A 20,468-nucleotide genomic window follows, 5' to 3' on the forward strand; every position below is an offset into this window, starting at 1 on the left:
CCCTGCCCTTTTGCTCGGAAGGGCAGGGGCGTGGCCGACGCAGTGGCACATGAGGGGTGTCGCGGGCCGGGCCCCCTCGGAGGAGCACCATGCGCCGCACGGCCCGTCTGCTGACCGGTACCGCGCTCGCCGTCACCGTCGCCGGTCTCGCCGCCGCGCCCGCGTACGGCGGCGAGGGCGCCGGGGAGCTGGAGGTGTACCCCTCCACGGTGATTCCCGGCGACAACGTGTCGGTGAACGTCAGTGCGTGTGGCACGGACGGCGCGGCCACCGGCGACGCGAGCGCCGTGGGCGCCGGGCGCTTCGCGCTCGCGCCGAGCGCGCACGAGCACGACGCGATCGGTCAGTTCGAGGTGCCGCCGAGCGCGCAGCCGGGGACGTACGAGATCGTCGCCCGCTGTTCCGAGGGCGGCGGGCGGGTCACGGGCGACCTGGTGGTGGCGTTGAGCGCCACCCGGAACCACACCCAGCCCAGAGGAAGCGTGAAGACGGGGGTCGGCGGCGGGCTCGGCGCCGACCCCGTGCGGACCGCGGCCGGCGTGGCGGCCCTCGCCGTCGCCGCCGCGGGCGGTACCTGGCTCCTGCATCGCCGGGCGAGAGGCGAGGGGATCTGACGGACATCCTCCGCTGTCCGTCCGCCGGTACCGCACACGCCCCTCCCCCTCCGGGTCCGCCCGCCCCTCGCGGGCCCGGAGGGGGATGCGGGCCGCATCGGTCCGTCACCACCAGAGGGGGCCGACGGAAAGGGGGCGCCTCGTGCGCAGACGCAGGATAGGCAACTCCGCCATAGCGGCCGTCACCCTGGTCGCGCTCGGGTCCGGCGCCTGGCTGCTGCACGGCGCCGCCGAGACCCCCGCGCCGCCCCCGCAGCCGTCGGCCGCGCAGGCCTCCGCCGGGACCGACCGCACGGGCGCCGCGGCCCCCGCCCTGCCGCCGTCGCCGCCGGACCGCATCCGCATCCCGTCGATCCATGTGGACGCGCCCCTGATGGGCCTCGGCCTGACGAAGTCCGGCAGCCTGGACGTGCCGCCCGCGGAAGAGAAGAACCTGGCCGGCTGGTACGAGGCCGGCACCACCCCCGGCGAGTCAGGCACCGCGATCGTCGCCGGCCACGTCGACAACACCGAGGGGCCCGCCGTCTTCTACGACCTCGGCGCCCTGAAGAAGGGCAGCACGATCGACGTGGACCGCCGGGACGGCGCCGTCGCGGAGTTCACCGTGGACGCCGTCGAGGTCTACGAGGCGAAGGACTTCCCCGACGAGAAGGTGTACGGCGCCGCCGCCCGCCCCGAGCTGCGGGTGATCACCTGCGGCGGCGGCTACTCGCGGGCGACCGGCTACCAGGGCAACGTGGTCGTCTTCGCCCACCTCACCGGCAGCCGCACCTGACTCAGCGGGCCCGCACCTCGTACGCCGGTACCCGCACCCCGTCGTCGTCCAGGCACTGGCCCGACTCCAGGTCGAAGCGCTGCTTCAGCAGCGGGGAGGCGACGAAGGGGCGGCCGGCGTGGGTGCCGGTCAGGCCGCGGGAGAGGACCGCGGCACCGGTGAACGGGTCCCGGTTGCCGATCGCGTAGAGGCGCCCCGCACGGTCGCGGAAGAGGGCGGCCTGGCGGCCGTCGGGGAGCAGGGCTGCCACGCCGCGGCCGGGGGTGAGGGCGGTCAGGTCGCAGACGGTGAGCCAGTCGTCGGCCAGCCGGAGCTGGATCCTCAGGTCCGTCGTCTCGGGGGCCAGGGTCATCGCTGGGCTCCTTCCAGGGGCCGGGTGCCGATCGTCAGCAGGGGCAGGTCGGGCTTGATCTGGTCGCGTTCGGGGACGAAGGCGACGACCGGGTCGGGGGTGTCGGGGGCGTTGACGAAGGAGACGAACCGGGCGAGCTTCTCCGGGTCGTTGATGGTGTCGGCCCACTCGTCGCGGTAGTGGGCGACGTGCGCCGCCATCAGGGACTCCAGCTCCGCGCAGATGCCGAGCGAGTCCTCGACGACGACGTCGCGGACGTGGTCCAGGCCGCCGGGGAGCCGGTCGAGCCAGACGCTGGTGCGCTCCAGTTTGTCGGCGGTGCGGATGTAGAACATCAGGAACCGGTCGATCAGGCGGACGAGTCCGGCGTCGTCGAGGTCCTGGGCGAGGAGGTCGGCGTGGCGCGGGGTGGCGCCGCCGTTGCCGCCGACGTACAGGTTCCAGCCGCCGGCGGTGGCGATGACGCCGAAGTCCTTGGACTGTGCCTCGGCGCACTCACGGGCGCAGCCGGAGACGGCGGACTTCAGCTTGTGCGGGGAGCGCAGGCCCCGGTAGCGCAGCTCCAGGTCGATCGCCATGCGGACGGAGTCCTGGACGCCGTAGCGACACCAGGTCTGCCCCACGCAGGACTTCACCGTGCGCAGCGCCTTGCCGTAGGCGTGTCCGGACTCGAAGCCGGCGTCGACGAGGCGGGTCCAGATCAGCGGGAGCTGTTCGACGCGGGCGCCGAACATGTCGATGCGCTGGCCGCCGGTGATCTTGGTGTAGAGGCCGAAGTCGCGGGCGATCTCGCCGATCACGATGAGCTTCTCGGGGGTGATCTCGCCGCCGGGGATGCGCGGGACGACCGAGTACGAGCCGTTCTTCTGCAGGTTGGCGAGGAAGTGGTCGTTGGTCTCCTGCAACGCCGCCTGCTCGCCGTCGAGGATGTGGCCGCTCGCGCCGATGGTGGGGGCGAGGGAGGCGAGGATCGAGGCGACGGCGGGCTTGCAGACGTCGCAGCCGTCGCCGCCGCGGGCGTGCTCGCGGCCGTGGCCGTCCAGCAGGTCCTGGTAGGAGTCGATGCGCAGGGCGAGGACGGTCTCGTACAGCTCCTCGCGGGTCTGCGCGAAGCAGCCGCACAGGCCCTTGTCGACCTCGACGCCGCTCGCCTCCAGCTCGGCCTCGACGAGCTGGCCGAGCACCTTGACGCAGCTGCCGCAGCCGGTGCCGGCCCGGGTGCACTTCTTCACCTCGGGCACGGTGGTGCAGGAATGCTCGGTGACGGCGCCGCGGATGGTGCCCTTGGTGACGTTGTGGCAGGAGCAGATGACGGCGTCGTCGGGCAGCGCGGACGGGCCGAGCTGGGCGGGGGCGCCGGCGCCCGCGGGCAGGACGAGGGACTCGGGGGCGAGCGGCGGCACCGAGCCGGTCAGGGCGCGCAGGGTGCCGTAGGCGTCCGCGTCGCCGACGAGGATGCCGCCGAGGAGGGTGCCGTCGCGGCCGATGACGAGCTTCTTGTAGAGGCCGGCGCGGGAGTCGGAGTAGACGACGTCGAGGCAGTCCTCGGTGGTGCCGTGCGCGTCGCCGAAGGAGGCGACGTCGACGCCGAGCAGTTTGAGCTTGGTGGAGAGGTCGGCGCCGGTGAACGTGCGCTGTTCGGTGTCGTCGGCGGCGATCGTCGCGGCGGCCGTCTCGGCCTGTTCGTAGCCGGGCGCCACCAGCCCGTAGACCCGGCCGTCGGCGGCGAGCGCGCACTCGCCGATGGCGAAGACGTGCGGGTCGGTGACGGTGCGGCACTGTTCGTCGACGGTGATGCCGCCGCGTTCGCCGACGGCCAGCCCGCACTCCCGGGCGAGCTGGTCGCGGGGGCGGACGCCGGCGCTGAACACGACGAGGTCGGTGGCCAGTTCGGAGCCGTCGGACAGCTTCATGCCGGTGACGGCGCCGGTGTCGTCGGCGAGGATCTCCTGGGTGCCGACGCCCGTGTGGACGGCGAGCCCCCTCTCCTCGATGGTGCGCAGCAGGGCGGCGCCGCCGCCGTCGTCGACCTGGACGGGCATCAGCCGGGGCGCGAACTCCACGATGTGGGCGTCCAGGCCGAGCCCCTTGAGCGCGCCGGCCGCCTCCAGGCCGAGCAGTCCGCCGCCGACGACGGCGCCGGTGGTGGCGCGCCGCCTCGCGTACTCCTCGATGGCGAGCAGGTCCTCGATGGTCCGGTAGACGAAGCAGCCCTCGGCGTCCTTGCCGGGGACCGGCGGGACGAAGGGGGAGGAGCCGGTGGCCAGGACGAGGGTGTCGTAGGCGAGCGTGCGGCCGGAGCGTGCGGTGACGGTGCGGGCCTCCCGGTCGATGTGCTCGGCCGGGTCGCCGAGGCGCAGTTCGATGCCGTGTTCGGCGAGGAAGGCGGGGTCGCTGAGGGACAGCTCCTCGGGGGTGCGGCCGGCGAAGTAGGAGGTGAGCTGGACGCGGTCGTAGGCGGGGCGGGGTTCCTCACAGAGCACGACCACGCGGTACGTGGCGGTGAGCCCGCGTGCGGCGAGCGCCTCGAGGAAGCGCTGGCCGACCATGCCGTGGCCGACGAGCACGAGCGTGGGGGTGGCCCCGGGGGCGGTGGTCATCAGGAGCCTCCGTCGTTGGTGAGCAGATGGAGCAGGGGGGTGCCGTCGGGGAGCGGCTCCGCTCCCTCCCAGGCGCGGGCGAGGGCGCCGACGGTGCCGAGTTCGCCGACGAGGACCCCGCCGACGACGCGGTCGTCGCGGACGACGACCTTGCGGTAGGTGCCGCGGGTGGCGTCGGCGAGCTGGACGACGTCGTCGCCGGGGCGGGGGTCGGGGTCGCCGAAGGCGGCGAGGTCGAGGAAGGGGGCGGGGGCGGCCGGGGCTTCGTCTCCCGCGAGCGTGAGGCGGGTCAGTGCGCGGGTGCCGGTGTAGCGGGCGGTGGCGTCGGGGTCCGCGAGCAGGGTGGCCAGGACGCCGGCCTGTTCGAGGGCGGGTGCGGCCAGGCCGTACGCCGTCCCGTCGTGCTCGGCGCAGTCGCCGATCGCACGGATGTACGGGTCCGAGGTGCGCAGCCGGTCGTCGACGAGGACGCCCGTACGGACGGCGAGCCCGGCCTCCTCGGCGAGCCCGGTGCGCGGGCGGACCCCGCACGCCAGGACGACGAGGTCGGTGTCGAGCCGGTAGCCGTCGGCCAGCTCCACCGAGTGGACGGCGCCGCCGGCGCAGCGCACGTCGCGCACCCGGGTCTCGGTGTGGACCTCCACGCCGAGCCCGGTGAGATGGCGCCGGACCAGCCCGGAGGAGACCGGGTCGAGCTGGCGTTCCATCAGCCGCTCGGCCTGCTGGGCGAGGACGACCTGCGCGCCGCGCGCGGCCAGCGCGCGGGCGGCGGAGACGCCGAGCAGCCCTCCGCCGACCACGACGGCGCGCACGCCGGGGTGCACGGCACGGGCGAGTCCGAGGCAGTCGTCCATGGTGCGGAACGCGTGCACGCCCTCGGGCAGCCGGCGGTCCGCGCCGAACAGCCCGCGCAGCGGCGGGAGTACGGGGTTGGAGCCGGTGGCGAGGACGAGCGTGCCGTACGTGATCTCGGTGCCGTCCGCGCACCGCACGCGCCGCGCGGCACGGTCGATCCCGGTGACCCGGCCGCGCACCGGCTCCCCGGCCGGCCCCGGCAGCGCGATCACCTCGGGCGCGTACCGCCCGGCCAGCACCTCGGCGAGCAGCACCCTGTTGTACGGGCGGTGCTCCTCCTCCCCCACGACCAGCGCGGGCACACCGAGCTCACCGAGCCGCCGGGCGAGCGCGACACCCGCGAGCCCGGCCCCGATCACCACCACACGCGCGTCCGAGGTCATGCCGAAGAGCGTGCGCCGCGGGTGTTACCCGACCGCATCCCTCCTGTTTCCCCGGAGGAACGCTGCCCTCAGTGGGGCCGGGGGGCGGGTGTGAGGGGGCTCCTCACGCGGGCGGGGCAGCGGTCAAGAAGCCGGCCAGCGCGGCCGCGAGCGCCTCCGGCGCCTCCTCGGCGACGTGGTGCCCGGAGTCGATCCCGTGGCCGCGCACGTCGGGCGCCCACTGCCGCCAGATCCGCAGCGGGTCCCCGTACAGCTCCTCGAGGTCGTCGCGGAGCGACCACAGGACCAGCGCCGGACAGCGGACGCGCACCCCGGCGGCACGGTCGGTCTCCTCGTGCCGTCGGTCGACGGTGAGCCCGGCCCGGTAGTCCTCCAGCATGGCCCGCACCACGTCCGGGTTCCTGGTGGCCGCGCGCCACTCGTCGTGGTTCTCCTGCCCCATGCGGTGCGGATCCCCGTGGTACCAGGCGTCCGGGTCGGCGTTGATGACGCGTTCGGGGATGTCCGGCTGGGCGAAGAAGAACCAGTGCCACCACCGCGTGGCGAACTCGGCCGTGATGCGGGAGAGGTGTTCGCAGACGGGCAGGCAGTCGAGCAGTGCCACGCGCGAGACGGCGTCCGGGTGGTCGAGCGCGAGGCGCAGCGCGACGGCGCCGCCCCGGTCGTGCCCGGCGAGCGCGAACCGCGTGTGGCCGAGCGCGCGCATCACCTCGACCACGTCACCGGCGACGGCCCGTTTGGAGTACCCGGTGTGGTCCGCGGTGGGCACCGGCCCGGTGGACCGGCCGTACCCGCGCAGGTCGGGGCAGACGACGGTGAACCCGGCGCGGACGAGGAGCGGGGCGACGCGGTGCCAGGTCGCGGAGGTGCGGGGGTGCCCGTGCAGCAGCACCACCGGGGGCCCGTCCCCGCCGTGCCGCACGAACACCGACGCGTCACCGGTCCGGACCTGCCCGACCTCGAATCCCTCGAACACCTGGACCTCCTCCGCACCGCCGACGGAACCGGCGTTGCGTGTGCCCGGCGGGCGGCGGGGCATGCGTGGCGGGGCGGCCCGGCCCTGCCGGGTGCGCCGCCGACGCCGGTGGTCACGGCGTCCGTCGCGGCCGGTGCCGGTGGCGGTGGAGCACGGGGCCTCGCCGACCTCGCGGCCGTCCGCCGTCGCACGGACGAAGGAGGCGGCGCCCCTCCGCACAAGGGGTGCCGCCTCCTTCCGGCGGGCCGGAGCCGTCGCCGCGCGGTGAGGGTCGGTGCGCGGGGTGCGGCGGTTCCGGGTGTGGCCGGCGGGGGCCGGGGCCCGGCGGTTCGGTCAGGGAACCCGGGCCCCGGCGTTCGGGGGGTGATCCGGGGCCCGGGTCGGTTCGGTCGGGGACCCGGGCCCCGGGGTTCGCGGGACGGTCAGCGGTGGTCGCTGCCCGTCGACGACGAGGCCGCGCGCCCGGCCTCCAGGCGGGCGACCGGGATGCGGAACGGGGAGCAGGAGACGTAGTCCAGGCCCACCTCGTGGAAGAAGTGGACGGACTCCGGGTCGCCGCCGTGCTCGCCGCACACGCCGAGCTTGAGGTCGGGCCGGGTCTCGCGGCCCGCCTTCGCCGCCGCCCTGACCAGCGAGCCGACGCCGTCCTGGTCGATCGTCTCGAAGGGCGACACCCCGAAGATGCCCTTCTCCAGGTACGCCGTGAAGAAGCTCGCCTCCACGTCGTCGCGGCTGAAGCCCCACACCGTCTGGGTCAGGTCGTTGGTGCCGAAGGAGAAGAACTCCGCCGCCTCCGCGATCTGCCCGGCGGTCAGCGCGGCGCGCGGCAGTTCGATCATCGTGCCGATCGCCAGCTTCAGCTCCGTGCCGGTGGCGGCCTGGACCTCCGCGACGACCTGGTCGGCCTCCTCGCGGACGATCTCCAGCTCCTGGACCGTGCCGACGAGCGGGATCATGATCTCCGCGCGCGGGTCGCCCTTGGCCGCCTTGCGCTCGGCCGCCGCCTCGGCGATCGCCCGTACCTGCATGGTGAACAGGCCGGGGATGACGAGGCCGAGCCGTACCCCGCGCAGGCCCAGCATCGGGTTCTGCTCGTGCAGCCGGTGCACGGCCTGGAGCAGCCGCAGATCGTTCTCGTGCGGGTCCTTGCGGGACTCGGCGAGCGCGACGCGCACCGACAGTTCGGTGATGTCGGGCAGGAACTCGTGCAGCGGCGGGTCCAGGAGACGGATCGTCACCGGGAGGCCGTCCATCGCCTCGAACAGTTCGATGAAGTCCTGCTTCTGCAACGGCAGGAGCTGCTTGAGGGACTCCTCGCGCTCGGCCTCGGTGTCGGCCAGGATCAGGCGTTCGACCAGCTCGCGGCGGTCGCCGAGGAACATGTGCTCGGTGCGGCACAGGCCGATCCCCTGCGCCCCGAACCGGCGGGCGCGCAGCGCGTCCTCGGCGTTGTCCGCGTTGGCGCGCACCCGCAGCCGGCGCTTGCGGTCGGCGAACGCCATGATCCGGTGGACGGCCTCGACCAGCTCGTCGGCGTCGTCGGCACCGGCGTGCATCCGCCCCTCGAAGTACTCCACGACCGGGGACGGCACGACGGGCACCTCGCCGAGGTAGACCTTGCCGGAGGAGCCGTCGATGGAGACGACGTCGCCCTCCTCCACGACCACCCCGCCCGGCGCCGTCAGACAGCGCCGCTTGGTGTCGACCTCCAGCTCCTCGGCGCCGCACACACACGTCTTGCCCATGCCGCGCGCGACGACGGCGGCGTGCGAGGTCTTGCCGCCGCGCGAGGTGAGGATGCCCTCGGCGGCGATCATGCCGTCCAGGTCGTCGGGGTTGGTCTCGCGGCGGATCAGGATGACCTGCTCCCCGGAGCGCGACCACTTGATCGCGGTGTACGAGTCGAACACCGCCTTGCCGACCGCCGCGCCCGGCGAGGCCGCGATGCCCCGGCCGAGCTGCCTGACCTTGGCGTCCTCGTCGAAGCGGGGGAACATCAGCTGGGCGAGCTGGGCGCCGTTGACGCGTTGCAGCGCCTCCGCCTCGTCGATCAGACCCTGGTCCACGAGCTGCGTGGCGATCCGGAACGCGGCACCGGCGGTGCGCTTGCCGACGCGGGTCTGCAGCATCCACAGGGTGCCGCGCTCGATGGTGAACTCGATGTCGCAGAGGTCGAGGTAGTGGTTCTCCAGCGTCTCCATGATCTGCATCAGCTGGTCGTACGACTTCTTGTCGATCCGCTCCAGCTCCGCGAGCGCGACGGTGTTGCGGATGCCGGCGACGACGTCCTCGCCCTGGGCGTTCTGGAGGTAGTCGCCGTAGACGCCCTGGTGGCCGCTCGCGGGGTCCCTCGTGAACGCGACACCCGTGCCGGAGTCGGGGCCGAGGTTGCCGAAGACCATGGAGCAGACGTTGACGGCCGTGCCGAGGTCGTGCGGGATGCGTTCCTGGCGGCGGTAGAGCTTGGCGCGGTCGGTGTTCCAGGAGTCGAAGACCGCCTTGATCGCGAGGTCCATCTGCTCGCGCGGGTCCTGCGGGAAGTCCCGGCCGGCCTCCTTCTTGACGATCTTCTTGAAGGTGGTGACCAGCTTCTTGAGGTCCGCGGCCTCCAGCTCGGTGTCGACCTCGACCTTCTTGGCCTCCTTCGCCTTGTCGAGGGCCTCCTCGAAGAGGTCGCCGTCGACGTCGAGGACCGTCTTGCCGAACATCTGGATGAGCCGGCGGTAGGAGTCCCACGCGAACCGGTCGTCGCCGGCCTGCTTGGCCAGGCCCTGTACGGACTTGTCGGACAGTCCGATGTTCAGGACGGTGTCCATCATCCCGGGCATGGAGAACTTGGCCCCGGAGCGGACGGAGACGAGGAGGGGATCGTCGGCCTGCCCGAGCTTCTTGCCCATCTTCTTCTCCAGGGCATCGAGGTGCGCACTCACCTCGTCACGCAGGTGTGCCGGTTCCTCGCCGCTGCCGAGGTAGACCTTGCACGCCTCGGTGGTGATGGTGAAGCCGGGCGGGACGGGGAGCCCGAGGTTGGTCATCTCGGCGAGGTTGGCGCCCTTGCCGCCGAGGAGGTCCTTCAGGTCCTTGTTGCCCTCGGTGAAGTCATAAACGAACTTCACGTCCTCGACGGCGTTCCCGGTTACGTGAGGATCTTTGTTTTCCGACACGGTCTCGACTCCTCGAGGACGCGGTGGCTGCCCTGACGGCGAGGAACATACCCAGATCGAAGGTGCGTGGGTACGTCCACTCGCGCGTCATGCGCCCGCAACCAGCCGTCCGCCGCTGGATCGAAAGTGGGTGCGGGAGGGGGCGGGGAGCGGGGGTGTGTTCACTTCTTGAAGAGGAAGGGGGAGCCGAAAACAGTTTTGACGCTCAAATGAGCGCACCATGGCACGCATGCGTGCACCCCGTGAACGATCGACCACTGGCACTGAGTGCCACGCCTCCGAGACTTACAGTCGCTTCGATTCGCTCATCTGAGCATGCCCCCTATCAAGGGTGGCGAGAATCACGCTGTTCGAGGGGGCCGGATTTCACCATGCGGACGCCTGACGGACACCTCCGGGGGAAGCGTTGACGAGGCGTTTGCCGGGTGTTTGCCGGGTGCGGGGGCGACGGCTTGAACGCGGGTCGGCGGGGGCGCGTACGGGAGGACGGCGGGCCGGCCTCCCCGAACGGCCCGCCTTCTCACCACGGCTGCGCACGGAAGGACCCGCGGGTGCCTCTCAACACGGACACGCGACAAACGGCGAACGAGACACCCCCGGCGCACCCCGCGGAACGGTCGACGCCGGCTGCGCCGACCGGGGCGGCCTCGGCCGGTTCGGCCGGGGCTGAGGCGTCGACCGAACCCGCCGCTGCGGAGAGCCCCGCGAAAACCGCGGAACCGGCCGCACCGCCCGACGCGGCGGCCGCGGAGACCGCCGAGGCCGAGGGCCACGCGGGGCCGGTGGCAGCAGCCGGGGCACACGAACCGGCGGAGCCGGCCGTAACGCCCGGGACCGCCAAGGCGGTCAAGGCCGTAGGACGGGCCGAACCGTCGGCACAAGCCGGGGCGGAGCCTACGGCGTCGGACGCGCTGGCCGGTTCGGCCGGAGAGACCGGTTCGGTTGGTCAGACCAAGGCCACCGGCGCTGAGCGCCACGCCGAGCCGACGGCACCGGCCGAGGCGACGGCTTCGGAGGCCGCCAAGGCCGAGGGCCACACGAAGTCGGCGGCACCGGTCGGGGCACCAAAACCGGCGGAGCCGACCGACTCGGCGGGAACCGTCGCGCCCGCCGAGCCGACGACACCACCCGAGGCGGCGGCCGCGGAGGCCGCCAAGGCCGAGGGACAGGCCGAGCCGTCGGCACAGGCCGGGGCGGAGGAGCCGACCGAACCAGCCGTTGCCAAGGGGCCCGCCAAAGCCACGGAACCGGCCGAGGCGGCCGAGGCAGGCGCACGGACCGACGCAGAGCCGACCGAACCGGCCGAGCCAGGCGGGGCGACGGCCGCAGGGGCCGCCAAGGCCGCGGTGACGGCGGACGAGGCGGACGCCGCCGATCCGGCGGGCGAATCCTCGCCGACGGGCGAGTCCGCGCCTGCGGACGAGCCGGAGGCCGCGGAGGAGGCCCCGGCGGAGGCGGCGCCCGCCGCGGCCGCCGGACCCGGCGAGGACGAGGCGGGTGAGGCGGAGGGTCGTGCGCCGGGCGGCGCCGGCGCAGCGGCCCCGCAAGGGGCGCGCCTCCGCGCCGCACGGCGGAGGCGACGGGCGTGGCGGGAGGCGCATCCTGTCGCCGCCCGCGTGCTGCGCGACGGCACCACCCTCCTCGCCGCCCTCCTCGTCCTCACCGCGATGGTGCTGCCCAACCGCATGCACCTGCGCCCCGCGCAGTTCACCCGCATTCCCGTGGAGGCACTGCTCGGCGGCGTCGTGCTCATGACGCTGCCCCGCCGCTGGCGGCTGGTCGCGGCGTGGGCCGGCGGCCTCGTCCTCGGCGCGCTGACCGTCCTGAACTTCTTCGACATGGGGTTCTACGAGTTCCTCGGCCGCCGCTTCGACATCGTGATCGACTGGGTGCTGCTCGACGACGCCAAGTCGTATCTCAACGACACCCTCGGCAAGAGCGGCACGACGGCCGTACTGATCGGCGCGGCCGCGCTGATCCTCGTCCTGGTCGTCCTGATCGCGCTCGCCGTCGTACGGCTGAGCGAACTGCTCGCCCGGCACCGCCACACCACCGGCCGTACGCTGCTCGTCCTCAGCATGGTGTGGATGACCTGCACCGTGCTGGGTCTCCGCATCGACGGCGTGCCGATCGCCTCCGAACACACCATCGCGCTGGCCCGCAGCCGCGCCGAGGCCGTGCAGGACACTCTGCGCGACGAACGGGAGTTCGCGAAGACGGCGAAGGCGGACGCGTTCGGCGGCACCCCGCCGTCCCAGCTCGTGCCGGACCTGCGCGGCAAGGACATGATCTTCACGTTCATCGAGAGCTACGGCCGCAGCGCGATCGAGGACCCGGTGATGGCACCCGGTGTCGACAAGACGCTCGCCGCGAGCACCAAGGCACTGGCCAAGGCCGGGTTCCACGCGAAGAGCGGCTGGCTGACGTCGGCGACGTACGGCGGCAGCAGCTGGCTCGGGCACTCGACGTTCCTGTCGGGCCTGTGGATCGACAACCAGAACCGCTACCGCACGGTGACCAACAGCGACCACCTCAGCCTGACCAAGGCGTTCCGGAAGACCGGCGACTGGGACACCGTCGGCATCATGCCCGGCGTCCAGAAGGGCTGGCCGGAGGCGAAGTTCTACGGCCTGGACAAGGTCTACAACGCGTTCCAGATGGGGTACGAGGGGCCGAAGTTCAGCTGGTCGACGATGCCGGACCAGTACGCGCTGGAGGCGTTCCAGCGGCTCGAGCACAGCAAGAAGCGCGACAAGCCGCTGATGTCCGAGATCATCCTGACGTCCAGCCACCAGCCGTGGGCGCCGATCCCGAAGATGGTCGGCTGGGACCAGGTGGGCGACGGCTCCGTGTACAACGCGATCGAGAAGGCGGGCAAGGACCCGGGCGACGTCTTCTACGACTCCACGAAGGTCAAGCAGGAGTACGGAAAGTCGATCCAGTACTCGGTGACGGCGCTGACGCAGTTCCTTCAGCGCTACGGCGACGAGGACACCGTGCTCGTCTTCCTCGGCGACCACCAGCCGGTGGCGAAGGTGAGCGGCGACGGCGCCAACCACCAGGTCCCGGTGTCGATCGTGGCCAAGGACCCGAAGGTGCTCGACAGGATCGCGGGGTGGAACTACACGGACGGCCTCCGCCCGGCGAAGAACGCCCCGGTGTGGCGGATGAGCTCGTTCAGGGACCGGTTCCTGACGGCGTACGGCTCGACACCGCACCCGTCGAAGGGATGATGAGCGGGCGGCGGCCCCGGCCCCGGCCCCCTCCCCTCAGGCCCGTATCCGCTTACCCGCCCCCGCGTCCCGCACCTCGGGCTCCGCCAGCCGTCGGGCCGTCCGCTCGGCGGTGCCGCGGGCCCAGCGGCCGGTGGTCAGCACGCCCAGGGCCAGCACCAGCACCCCGCACGCCATGAGGATCCACCAGCCGGGGCGGGCGGCCGAGACGAACGCGTGCCGGTACGAGGAGGCCCCCACGCCGGACACCAGCACCGCGCCCACCACCGCGACACCCAGCGTCTGCCCGATCTGCCGGCTGGTGGAGGCGACCGCCGCCGCCACCCCGGCCTGCTCCCGCGGCATCCCGGAGACGGCGGTGTTGGTGATCGGCGAGTTGACGAAGCCGAAGCCGATGCCGAAGAGGACGTAGCCGAGGAACAGGGTCACGTTCGACGTCTCCCCCTCGAACACGGCGAACAGCGCGCAGCACGCGGTCATCGCGCACCCCGCGAGGACGAGCGGCAGCCGCGGGCCCCGGCTCCCGACCAGCCGTCCGGAGATCGGTGCGCACAGGCACGTCGGCACCGCCATCGGCAGCATCCACAGGCCGGCGTGGAGCGCGTCGAGTCCGCGTACGTTCTGCAGGTACAGCGTCGTCAGGAAGAGGAAGCCGCCGAGCGACGCGAACGCGCTGATCGCGATCACGGTCGCCCCGCTGAACGGCGCGGAGCGGAAGAAGCGCAGCTCGATGAGGGGTTCGGCGCGCCGGGGCTCGTACCGGAGGAGGCCGAGGAGGGCGGCGACGGCGAGGACGACGAAGGGGAGGACGGCGAGGAACCCGGCGTCCGGCGCCTCGATGATCGCGTACGTCAGCGCGCCGAAGAGCACGATGACGAGGAGCTGCCCCACGGGGTCGAGCCGGCGCGGCTTCGGCGCCCGCGACTCGGGCACGAACCTCAGCGTGAGCAGCAGCGCGGCGACGCCCACCGGAAGGTTGAGCCAGAAGATCGACCGCCAGCCCACGGACTCCACGAGCAGCCCGCCGACCAGTGGTCCGGCGGCCATGGAGACGCCCATGACGGCACCCCAGACACCGATCGCCCGCGCGCGTTCGCGGGGGTCGGTGAAGGTGTTGGTGATGATCGACATCGCGACCGGGTTGAGCATCGACCCGCCGACGGCCTGCACCATGCGGAAGACCACCAGCATCTGGAGGTTCGGGGCGACGGAGCACAGCGCCGAGCCGGCGGTGAACACGGCGAGGCCGGTCATGAAGACGCGTTTGCGTCCCATCCGGTCGGCGGTGGAGCCGGACAGCATCAGCAGGGAGGCCAGGACGAGGAGGTAGGCGTCGATCGCCCACTGCAACCCCGAGGTGCTGGCGTGGAGGTCCTTCTGCAACGCGGGCAGGGCCACGTTGAGGACGGTGTTGTCCAGTCCCACGATCAGCAGGCTCATGCAGCAGATCGCGAGCACCAGCATGCGGCGGCGGTGACTGAGCTCGGGCATTGCCTCATCGTACGACAATAAGAATAGCGAGCCTAACTAATGACTTGCCTAATTAATGACCTATGCATCTGCCTGTGGACGACGCCGCACGAGGACCCGGCCCCGTGCGGGACAATGGAGCAATGTCCACGCCCACCGCCACCCCGTTGCAGATCGGCCCGCACACCGTCGGACCGCCCGTCGTCCTCGCCCCCATGGCCGGGATCACGAACGCACCCTTCCGTACGCTGTGCCGGGAGTTCAGCGCCGGCAAGGGCCTGTACGTCAGCGAGATGATCACCACCCGCGCCCTGGTCGAGCGCAACGACAAGACGATGCAGCTCATCCGCTTCGACGCGAGCGAGAAGCCGCGCTCGATACAGCTGTACGGCGTCGATCCGGCGACGGTCGGCAAGGCCGTGCGGATGATCGCGGAGGAGGGTCTCGCCGACCACATCGACCTCAACTTCGGCTGCCCCGTGCCGAAGGTGACCCGCAAGGGCGGCGGCTCGGCCCTGCCGTACAAGCGGAACCTGCTGCGGTCGATCCTGCGCGAGGCGGTCAGCGGCGCCGGTGACCTCCCGGTGACGATGAAGATGCGCAAGGGCATCGACGACGACCACCTCACCTACCTAGACGCCGGGCGCATGGCGGTCGAGGAGGGCGTCACCGCCATCGCGCTGCACGGCCGCACCGCCGCCCAGCACTACGGCGGCACGGCGGACTGGGACGCGATCGCCCGCCTCAAGGAGCACGTGCCGGAGATCCCCGTACTCGGCAACGGCGACATCTGGTCGGCGGAGGACGCGCTGCGGATGGTGCGCGAGACGGGGTGCGACGGCGTGGTCGTGGGCCGGGGCTGCCTGGGCCGGCCGTGGCTCTTCGCGGACCTCGTGGCCGCGTTCGAGGGCCGTTCCGACGCCTACGTCCGCCCGACGCTGCGCGAGGTCGCCGACGTCATGGTCCGGCACGCGACCCTGCTCGGGGAGTGGCTCGGGGACGAGGCGCGGGGCGTGGTCGACTTCCGCAAGCACGTGGCCTGGTACCTGAAGGGGTTCGCGGTCGGCTCCGAGATGCGCAAGCGCCTCGCGATCACGTCGTCGCTGGCGGAACTGCGGGGCGGCCTGGACGAACTCGACCTCGACCAGGGCTGGCCGGCGGGCGCGGACGGCCCGCGCGGGCGGACGTCCGGCAACAACAGGGTCGTCCTGCCGGACGGCTGGCTCAAGGACCCGTACGCCTCGGTAGACGTAGGAGAAGAAGCAGAACTGGACACATCGGGCGGCTGACAGCGCCCCGTCAGGGGCGCGGGGCCCCGTTGTCTGCGCGGCTCCGCCACGGGGGCGAAGCCCCCGGGCGGCGCCGGGCCCTACGCAGAAGCAGCCGCGCCCTGAGCCGCAACCGCCTGCTTCGGGCGGAGCGCCAGTACCGCCCGCTCCAGCCCCGGCAGATACCGGTGCGCCACGACCGCCAGGGCGAGCGCACCCACCACCCCCACCCACGCCACCGGCCCGAGCGGCGTACAACCGAACAACTGACTGAGCCCCGGCGTCTGGATCAGCGCCACCAGCGCCGCCGCCGAGCCGAGGGCGGTGAGCCGGACCAGCGGACTGTCCCGCCGGTCGGCCAGCGTCTGGGCGAGCTGCGTGCCGACCACCCCGCACAGCGCCATCGTCGTGGAGCGGCGCGCCGTACCCGGGGTGAAGCGCCCGACCAGCCAGGCGGCCGTCGCGCCGAGACACGTCGTCGCCGCACGATGCCGGATCTGGCGGATCAGCGGCTCGCCGAGCAGAGCCGTGACCAGCGGCTCCGCCGTCTCCACGTCGTCCGTCGGCACCTGTTCCTTCGGCGTGACGGCGACCGCCATCGCCGGGAACAGGTCGGTGAACAGGTTCACCAGCAGCATCTGCCGGGTGGACAACGGAGCCGACCCCGACAGCAGCGTGCCGAGGATGCCGAAGCTCACCTCGCCCGCGTTGCCGCCGATGAGGATGGCGATGGCGTCCGCGACGCTGCGCCACAGCGCGCGCCCCTCGGCGACCGCCTCGACGAGGACGGTCATGTCGTCGTCGGTGAGGACGAGGTCGGCCGCGTTGCGCGCGGCGGCCGAGCCGCGGGCGTTGATCCCGACGCCGATGTCGGCGGCGCGGATCGCGGCGGCGTCGTTGGCACCGTCGCCGACCATCGCCACCACCCGCCCCGCGTCCCGCAGCGACTCGATGACCTGGAGCTTCTGCTCGGGCGCGACCCGGGCGACGACCCCGACGTCGCGCAGCATCCGGGCGCGCGCGGAGCGGTCGACGGCGGCGAGTTCGTCGCCGGTGACGACGCCGGTGTCCTCGGGCCAGCCCAGCTCGGCGGCGATGGACCGGGCGGTCCCCGGGTGGTCGCCGGTGAGCATCACGGGCCGCACGCCCGCCTCGCGCAGCCCGCGCACCAGGGCGGTGGAGCTCTCACGGGGTGTGTCCGCGAGGGCGAGCAGACCGGTGAACTCCAGGTTCTCCAGCGGGCGTTCGAGGACGTCGGCGGGCCGCTCGCCGTCCGTCAGCGGCCGGTGGGCGACCGCGAGCACGCGCAGCCCCCGGTCGGCGAGCTCGTGCGCGGCCTCCGTGGCGTGGTCGGTGAGCCCGGCGACGGCGGGCAGGACGGTCTCGGGGGCGCCCTTGACGACGAGGACACGGCCGCCGCCGTCCTCCCGGCCGACGGCGGCCGAGTAGCCGCGGGCGGCCTCGAAGGGCAGGTACTCGTCCTGCCGCCAGCCGGGGTCGGGCCGGGCGGCGTCGAGGACGGCCTCGTCGGTGGCATGGGCGACACGGACGGAGTCGCCGTTGGGGCGGGGGCAGGCGCGGGCGGCGGCACGCAAGGTCTCCGCGCCGGCGTCAGCCTCATCGTCGGGCCGGTACACCGTGCCGTCCGCGTCGGTCAGCCGGACCAGGCGCAGCCGGTTCTCGGTGAGCGTGCCGGTCTTGTCGAAGCAGACGGTGTCCATCCGGCCGAGCGCCTCCAGCGTGCGCGGGGCGCGCACCAGGACCCCGCGGCGGCTGAGCCGGCGCGCGGCCGCGAGCTGCGCGACCGTCGCCACCAGCGGCAGCCCCTCGGGGACGGCGGCCACGGCGACCGCGACGCCCCCGCCGACCGCCTCGCGCAGGGGCGTGCCGCGCAGCAGCGACAGGCCGGTGACCGCCGCGCCGCCCGCCATGGTGAGCGGCAGCGCCTTGCGGGTCAGTTCCTGCAACCGGGCCTGGACGCCGGCGGCCGGGGGCGTGCGGGCGGCGAGGTGGACGGCGCGCGCGGACTCGGTGTGGTCGCCGGTGTCGACGACGACCGCGCGGGCGTGCCCGGCGACGACGGTGGTGCCCTCGAACACCATGCAGCTGCGGTCGGCGACGGCGGCCCGCGGGGTGGGCGCGGTCTGCTTGTCGACGGGCAGCGACTCCCCCGTCAGCGCGGACTCGTCGACCTCGAGGCCGTCCTCCCACAGCAGCCGGGCGTCGGCGGGTACGACGTCGTCGGCCCCCAGCTCGATGACGTCGCCGGGGTGCAGCTTGGCGGCGTCGACGGTGCGGGGCTCGGCGTCGGGGGTCCCGGCGCGCACCCGGGCCTTGCGCTTCTGCTCGTCGAGCAGCCCGGACAGCGCCCGCTCGGCGCGCAGCCGCTGGACGCCGCCGACCAGAGCGTTGAGGTCGAGGGCGCCGAGGACGAGAAGGGCGTCGACGGCGGAGCCGAGGATGGCGGAGGCGGCGGAGCCGACGGCGAGGACGGGGGTGAGCGGGTCGTCGAGTTCCCCGCGTACGGCCCGGCCGAGCTGCCAGGACCAGCGGGCGGGAGCGAGTACGCGGACCTTTCCGGCGCGGTCGGCCAGCTCACGCGCCCGTGCGGTCGCCTGTTCGACCGGGCCGGGCGGTGTCTCGGGCTCGTCCTGCAGCCGGTTCTGGACGTCCTTCGGCTTCAGCGCGTGCCAGGCCACCCGGGGGCGGGGGTGCGGGGCGCGCGTCACGGCCACGCCGAGCGCCGCGCGCGCCCCGGTGTAGAGGGCGGCCGCCGCGCTGACGTCGACGGGCGCGTGGCGCAGCCCCGGCCACGGCGAGGGGCGGCCCCGCCGGGACTCGCCGACGGCGACGAGCAGCCCGGACAGCGCGGCCCCCGACCGCGCCAGCGTCTGCGACCTGCGCCCCACCGCCCGCGCGGCGGGCACGGCGCTGAGCAGCCGCCACACGTCGGCGGGCCCGTGCGGGGCGAGCACGTCGGCCCCCCAGACGACGGCGGCGTCCCGGTCGGTGAGGGCCACGGCCACGTCCCCGGCGAGCAGCCCGTCGAGGACGTCGTCGTGACCGGCGGTGAGGTCGTCGGCCGTCACCCGGGCCACCGTGACGACCGTGCCGCCGTGGCGGTCCCGCTGCCGCGCGACCACTTCCGCCAGTGGGCGTTCCGGGTCGGCGACGTGGTCGGCGAGGCCGGTGAAGTCGGCGAGGGCCGGGTGGTCGACGACCACCACGCGGAGCCCGGCCCGGCGGGCGGCCTCCAGGACCTCCTCCGCCCACGGGTCGGCGCCCCCGCCCGGCGCGAGCAGCGCGCTGGGATGCAGGACGAGCGTGTCGGCGGTGCCGAGCTGGGCCAGCCGCTCGGTGTCGCGGACCAGGACGCCCGTGCGGGACAGGGCCGCGGCGAGGACGGCGTGGAAGGCGGCGGGCCCGTAGCGGGCGGCCTTCGGGGAGCCGGCGAGCACCGCCTCGGCCGCCTCGCCGATGTCGTGCTTGACCAGCAGGGTCGCGGCGGCGCCCACCATGCTTCCGGTGGCGGCCGAGGCGGCGTACTCCTGCGCCGGGGAGGTGCGCAGCGGCGGGCGCGGGCACCGGCCGGCGGGTACGCCGGTGCGGTCGGGCCGGCACACCTCGTCGTGCATCGCGTCGAACGCGGCGGCCCGTGCCACCGTCTCCCCCACCTGGCAGGCGCGCAGCGCCCCGTCGAGCACCAGTGCGGTGGGGGTACGGCCGGCGCCGTGGACGGCGGCGTTGGCGACGGCGAGGGCCAGGTCCATGCGGGAGCGGCCGATGCGGGTGCGCAGCCAGCCGCGGAACCGGGGGTTCTCGCGCAGCAGCGTCGTGACGGCGGTGACCGGCCGCGGCGAGACCGGCAGCCGCAGGGCCGAGCCGGCGAACGCCAGGCCGATGCCGGCGGCGTCGGCGGCGAGGGCCGCGACGGCGGTGCGGACGCCGGCGGGGTCGCCCGGGTGGGAGAACTCCTCCACCCGCTCGTCGCTCTCCCCCAGCCCGTGCCGGGCGGCGAGCTCGGACGCGCGGTCCAGTACCCGGTCCATGGCGGTGTCCTCGGTCGCGGCCACCACCAGCCGCGCCAGCCCACCGTCCCAGTACGCGAACGCCACGTCCGGATGCTCCGCGAGCGCACCGGCGACCCGCCGCGCCCGCCGCTCGGTCCGCGCGAGGCGCGCGGCACGCCGAGCACGGGCATCGGAGGCGTCCGGCTCCGCCCGCCCGGGCGTGCCGGCGGCGCCGGCCCCCAGCCGCTCACCGCGCCCGCCCCCGCCACCGCCCGCCTCCTCCGCGAGCACGTCGCCGCCGAGGCCGTCGCCGCCGAGGCCGTCGCCGCCGAGGCCGTCCTCCGCCCGCAGGGCGGGACGGGCCCTCGCGTCGGGCGCGGCCGACCCCGGCCGCCCGTCCCCCGCGTCACCCGTCTCCCCCGCCGGCGCGCCCCCGCCGAAGCCGTCGTCCTCCACGCCCCCGCCGAAGCCGTCCTCCACAGCCCCCTCCGCGTCGCCCTCCGCCCGCAACGCCAGATGCGCCCGCGTCCCCGACCGCCACGTACGCGGCCCGCCGGGCAGCGCGTTGCGGACGACCCGGCGTACGCGGGCCGCGCTGTCCGCGCCGCGCACGCCTGCCCGTGCCGTGCCCGCCGCCGCGCCGGCGAGCGCGCCGGCCACCGGTGCGGCGGACCGGGACAGCAGCCGGGGGCCGGCCAGGGCGAGTGTCGCGGCCGCGGCCGACGGCCGGGTCAGCAGTGCCAGTGCCATGTCGTCCGCCGCCCCCGC

11 protein-coding genes are annotated in these 20,468 nt (G+C 74.0%); 4 read left to right on the forward strand and 7 right to left on the reverse strand.

From position 1 onward, the window contains the following. The first annotated feature begins 89 nt into the window (after nt 1–89). Nucleotides 90–614 carry a hypothetical protein gene (locus tag OIE12_RS10485; protein WP_329134045.1) on the forward strand — a complete coding sequence of 175 codons (525 nt, stop codon included), beginning with the start codon at nt 90–92 and terminating at the stop codon, nt 612–614. Nucleotides 615–756: 142 nt separating this feature from the next. Next, nucleotides 757–1,389 (forward strand): class F sortase, encoded by a 633-nt coding sequence (locus OIE12_RS10490; protein ID WP_329134048.1) that lies wholly within the window; start codon nt 757–759, stop codon nt 1,387–1,389. A gap of 1 nt (nt 1,390) precedes the next feature. On the opposite strand, the gene nirD is transcribed toward OIE12_RS10490, so the two are convergent. From nirD to ppdK, 5 genes are all read right to left on the reverse strand, one after another. Continuing rightward, nucleotides 1,391–1,741 (reverse strand): nitrite reductase small subunit NirD, encoded by a 351-nt coding sequence (gene nirD, locus OIE12_RS10495; protein ID WP_329134050.1) that lies wholly within the window; start codon nt 1,739–1,741, stop codon nt 1,391–1,393. Further along, entirely contained in the window at nt 1,738–4,341 is a 2,604-nt protein-coding gene (gene nirB, locus OIE12_RS10500; RefSeq protein ID WP_329134053.1) for a nitrite reductase large subunit NirB, read from the reverse strand. Before nirB ends, nirD begins: the two co-directional genes overlap by 4 nt. After that, entirely contained in the window at nt 4,341–5,579 is a 1,239-nt protein-coding gene (locus OIE12_RS10505; protein WP_329134054.1) for an NAD(P)/FAD-dependent oxidoreductase, read from the reverse strand. Before OIE12_RS10505 ends, nirB begins: the two co-directional genes overlap by 1 nt. Nucleotides 5,580–5,682: 103 nt before the next feature. Next, complete coding sequence (locus OIE12_RS10510; RefSeq protein WP_329141841.1) at nt 5,683–6,555, reverse strand: alpha/beta hydrolase; 873 nt, start codon at nt 6,553–6,555, stop codon at nt 5,683–5,685. Nucleotides 6,556–6,977: 422 nt separating this feature from the next. Beyond that, complete coding sequence (gene ppdK, locus OIE12_RS10515) at nt 6,978–9,719, reverse strand: pyruvate, phosphate dikinase (RefSeq protein WP_329134056.1); 2,742 nt, start codon at nt 9,717–9,719, stop codon at nt 6,978–6,980. A 1,346-nt stretch (nt 9,720–11,065) separates the two neighbouring features. Here ppdK and OIE12_RS10520 point away from each other — a divergent pair. Then, nucleotides 11,066–12,952 (forward strand): CDP-alcohol phosphatidyltransferase, encoded by a 1,887-nt coding sequence (locus OIE12_RS10520; protein ID WP_329141843.1) that lies wholly within the window; start codon nt 11,066–11,068, stop codon nt 12,950–12,952. A 36-nt stretch (nt 12,953–12,988) separates the two neighbouring features. Here the strand turns inward: OIE12_RS10520 and OIE12_RS10525 are convergent, their stop codons facing one another. Further along, on the reverse strand, nt 12,989–14,443 hold the full coding sequence (locus tag OIE12_RS10525) for an MFS transporter (protein WP_329134057.1): 1,455 nt from the start codon (nt 14,441–14,443) through the stop codon (nt 12,989–12,991). A 122-nt stretch (nt 14,444–14,565) separates the two neighbouring features. Between OIE12_RS10525 and dusB the strand changes: the two genes are divergently transcribed. Continuing rightward, nucleotides 14,566–15,711, forward strand: a complete 1,146-nt coding sequence (gene dusB, locus OIE12_RS10530; protein WP_329134059.1) for a tRNA dihydrouridine synthase DusB — start codon at nt 14,566–14,568, stop codon at nt 15,709–15,711. Nucleotides 15,712–15,791: 80 nt separating this feature from the next. Here the strand turns inward: dusB and OIE12_RS10535 are convergent, their stop codons facing one another. Further along, entirely contained in the window at nt 15,792–20,450 is a 4,659-nt protein-coding gene (locus OIE12_RS10535) for a cation-translocating P-type ATPase (RefSeq protein WP_329134061.1), read from the reverse strand. Between the last annotated feature and the right edge of the window lie 18 nt (nt 20,451–20,468).

Origin of the sequence: Streptomyces sp. NBC_00670 (assembly GCF_036226765.1) — a bacterium.
Classification (GTDB): Bacteria; Actinomycetota; Actinomycetes; order Streptomycetales; family Streptomycetaceae; genus Streptomyces.

Coding starts and splice junctions, on each gene's coding strand:
- OIE12_RS10485 (WP_329134045.1), top strand. CDS start 90: ATGCGCCGCACGGCCCGTCTGCTGACCGGTACCGCGCTCGCCGTCACC.
- nirD (WP_329134050.1), bottom strand. CDS start 1,741: ATGACCCTGGCCCCCGAGACGACGGACCTGAGGATCCAGCTCCGGCTG.
- nirB (WP_329134053.1), bottom strand. CDS start 4,341: ATGACCACCGCCCCCGGGGCCACCCCCACGCTCGTGCTCGTCGGCCAC.
- OIE12_RS10505 (WP_329134054.1), bottom strand. CDS start 5,579: ATGACCTCGGACGCGCGTGTGGTGGTGATCGGGGCCGGGCTCGCGGGT.
- OIE12_RS10525 (WP_329134057.1), bottom strand. CDS start 14,443: ATGCCCGAGCTCAGTCACCGCCGCCGCATGCTGGTGCTCGCGATCTGC.
- dusB (WP_329134059.1), top strand. CDS start 14,566: ATGTCCACGCCCACCGCCACCCCGTTGCAGATCGGCCCGCACACCGTC.
- OIE12_RS10535 (WP_329134061.1), bottom strand. CDS start 20,450: ATGGCACTGGCACTGCTGACCCGGCCGTCGGCCGCGGCCGCGACACTC.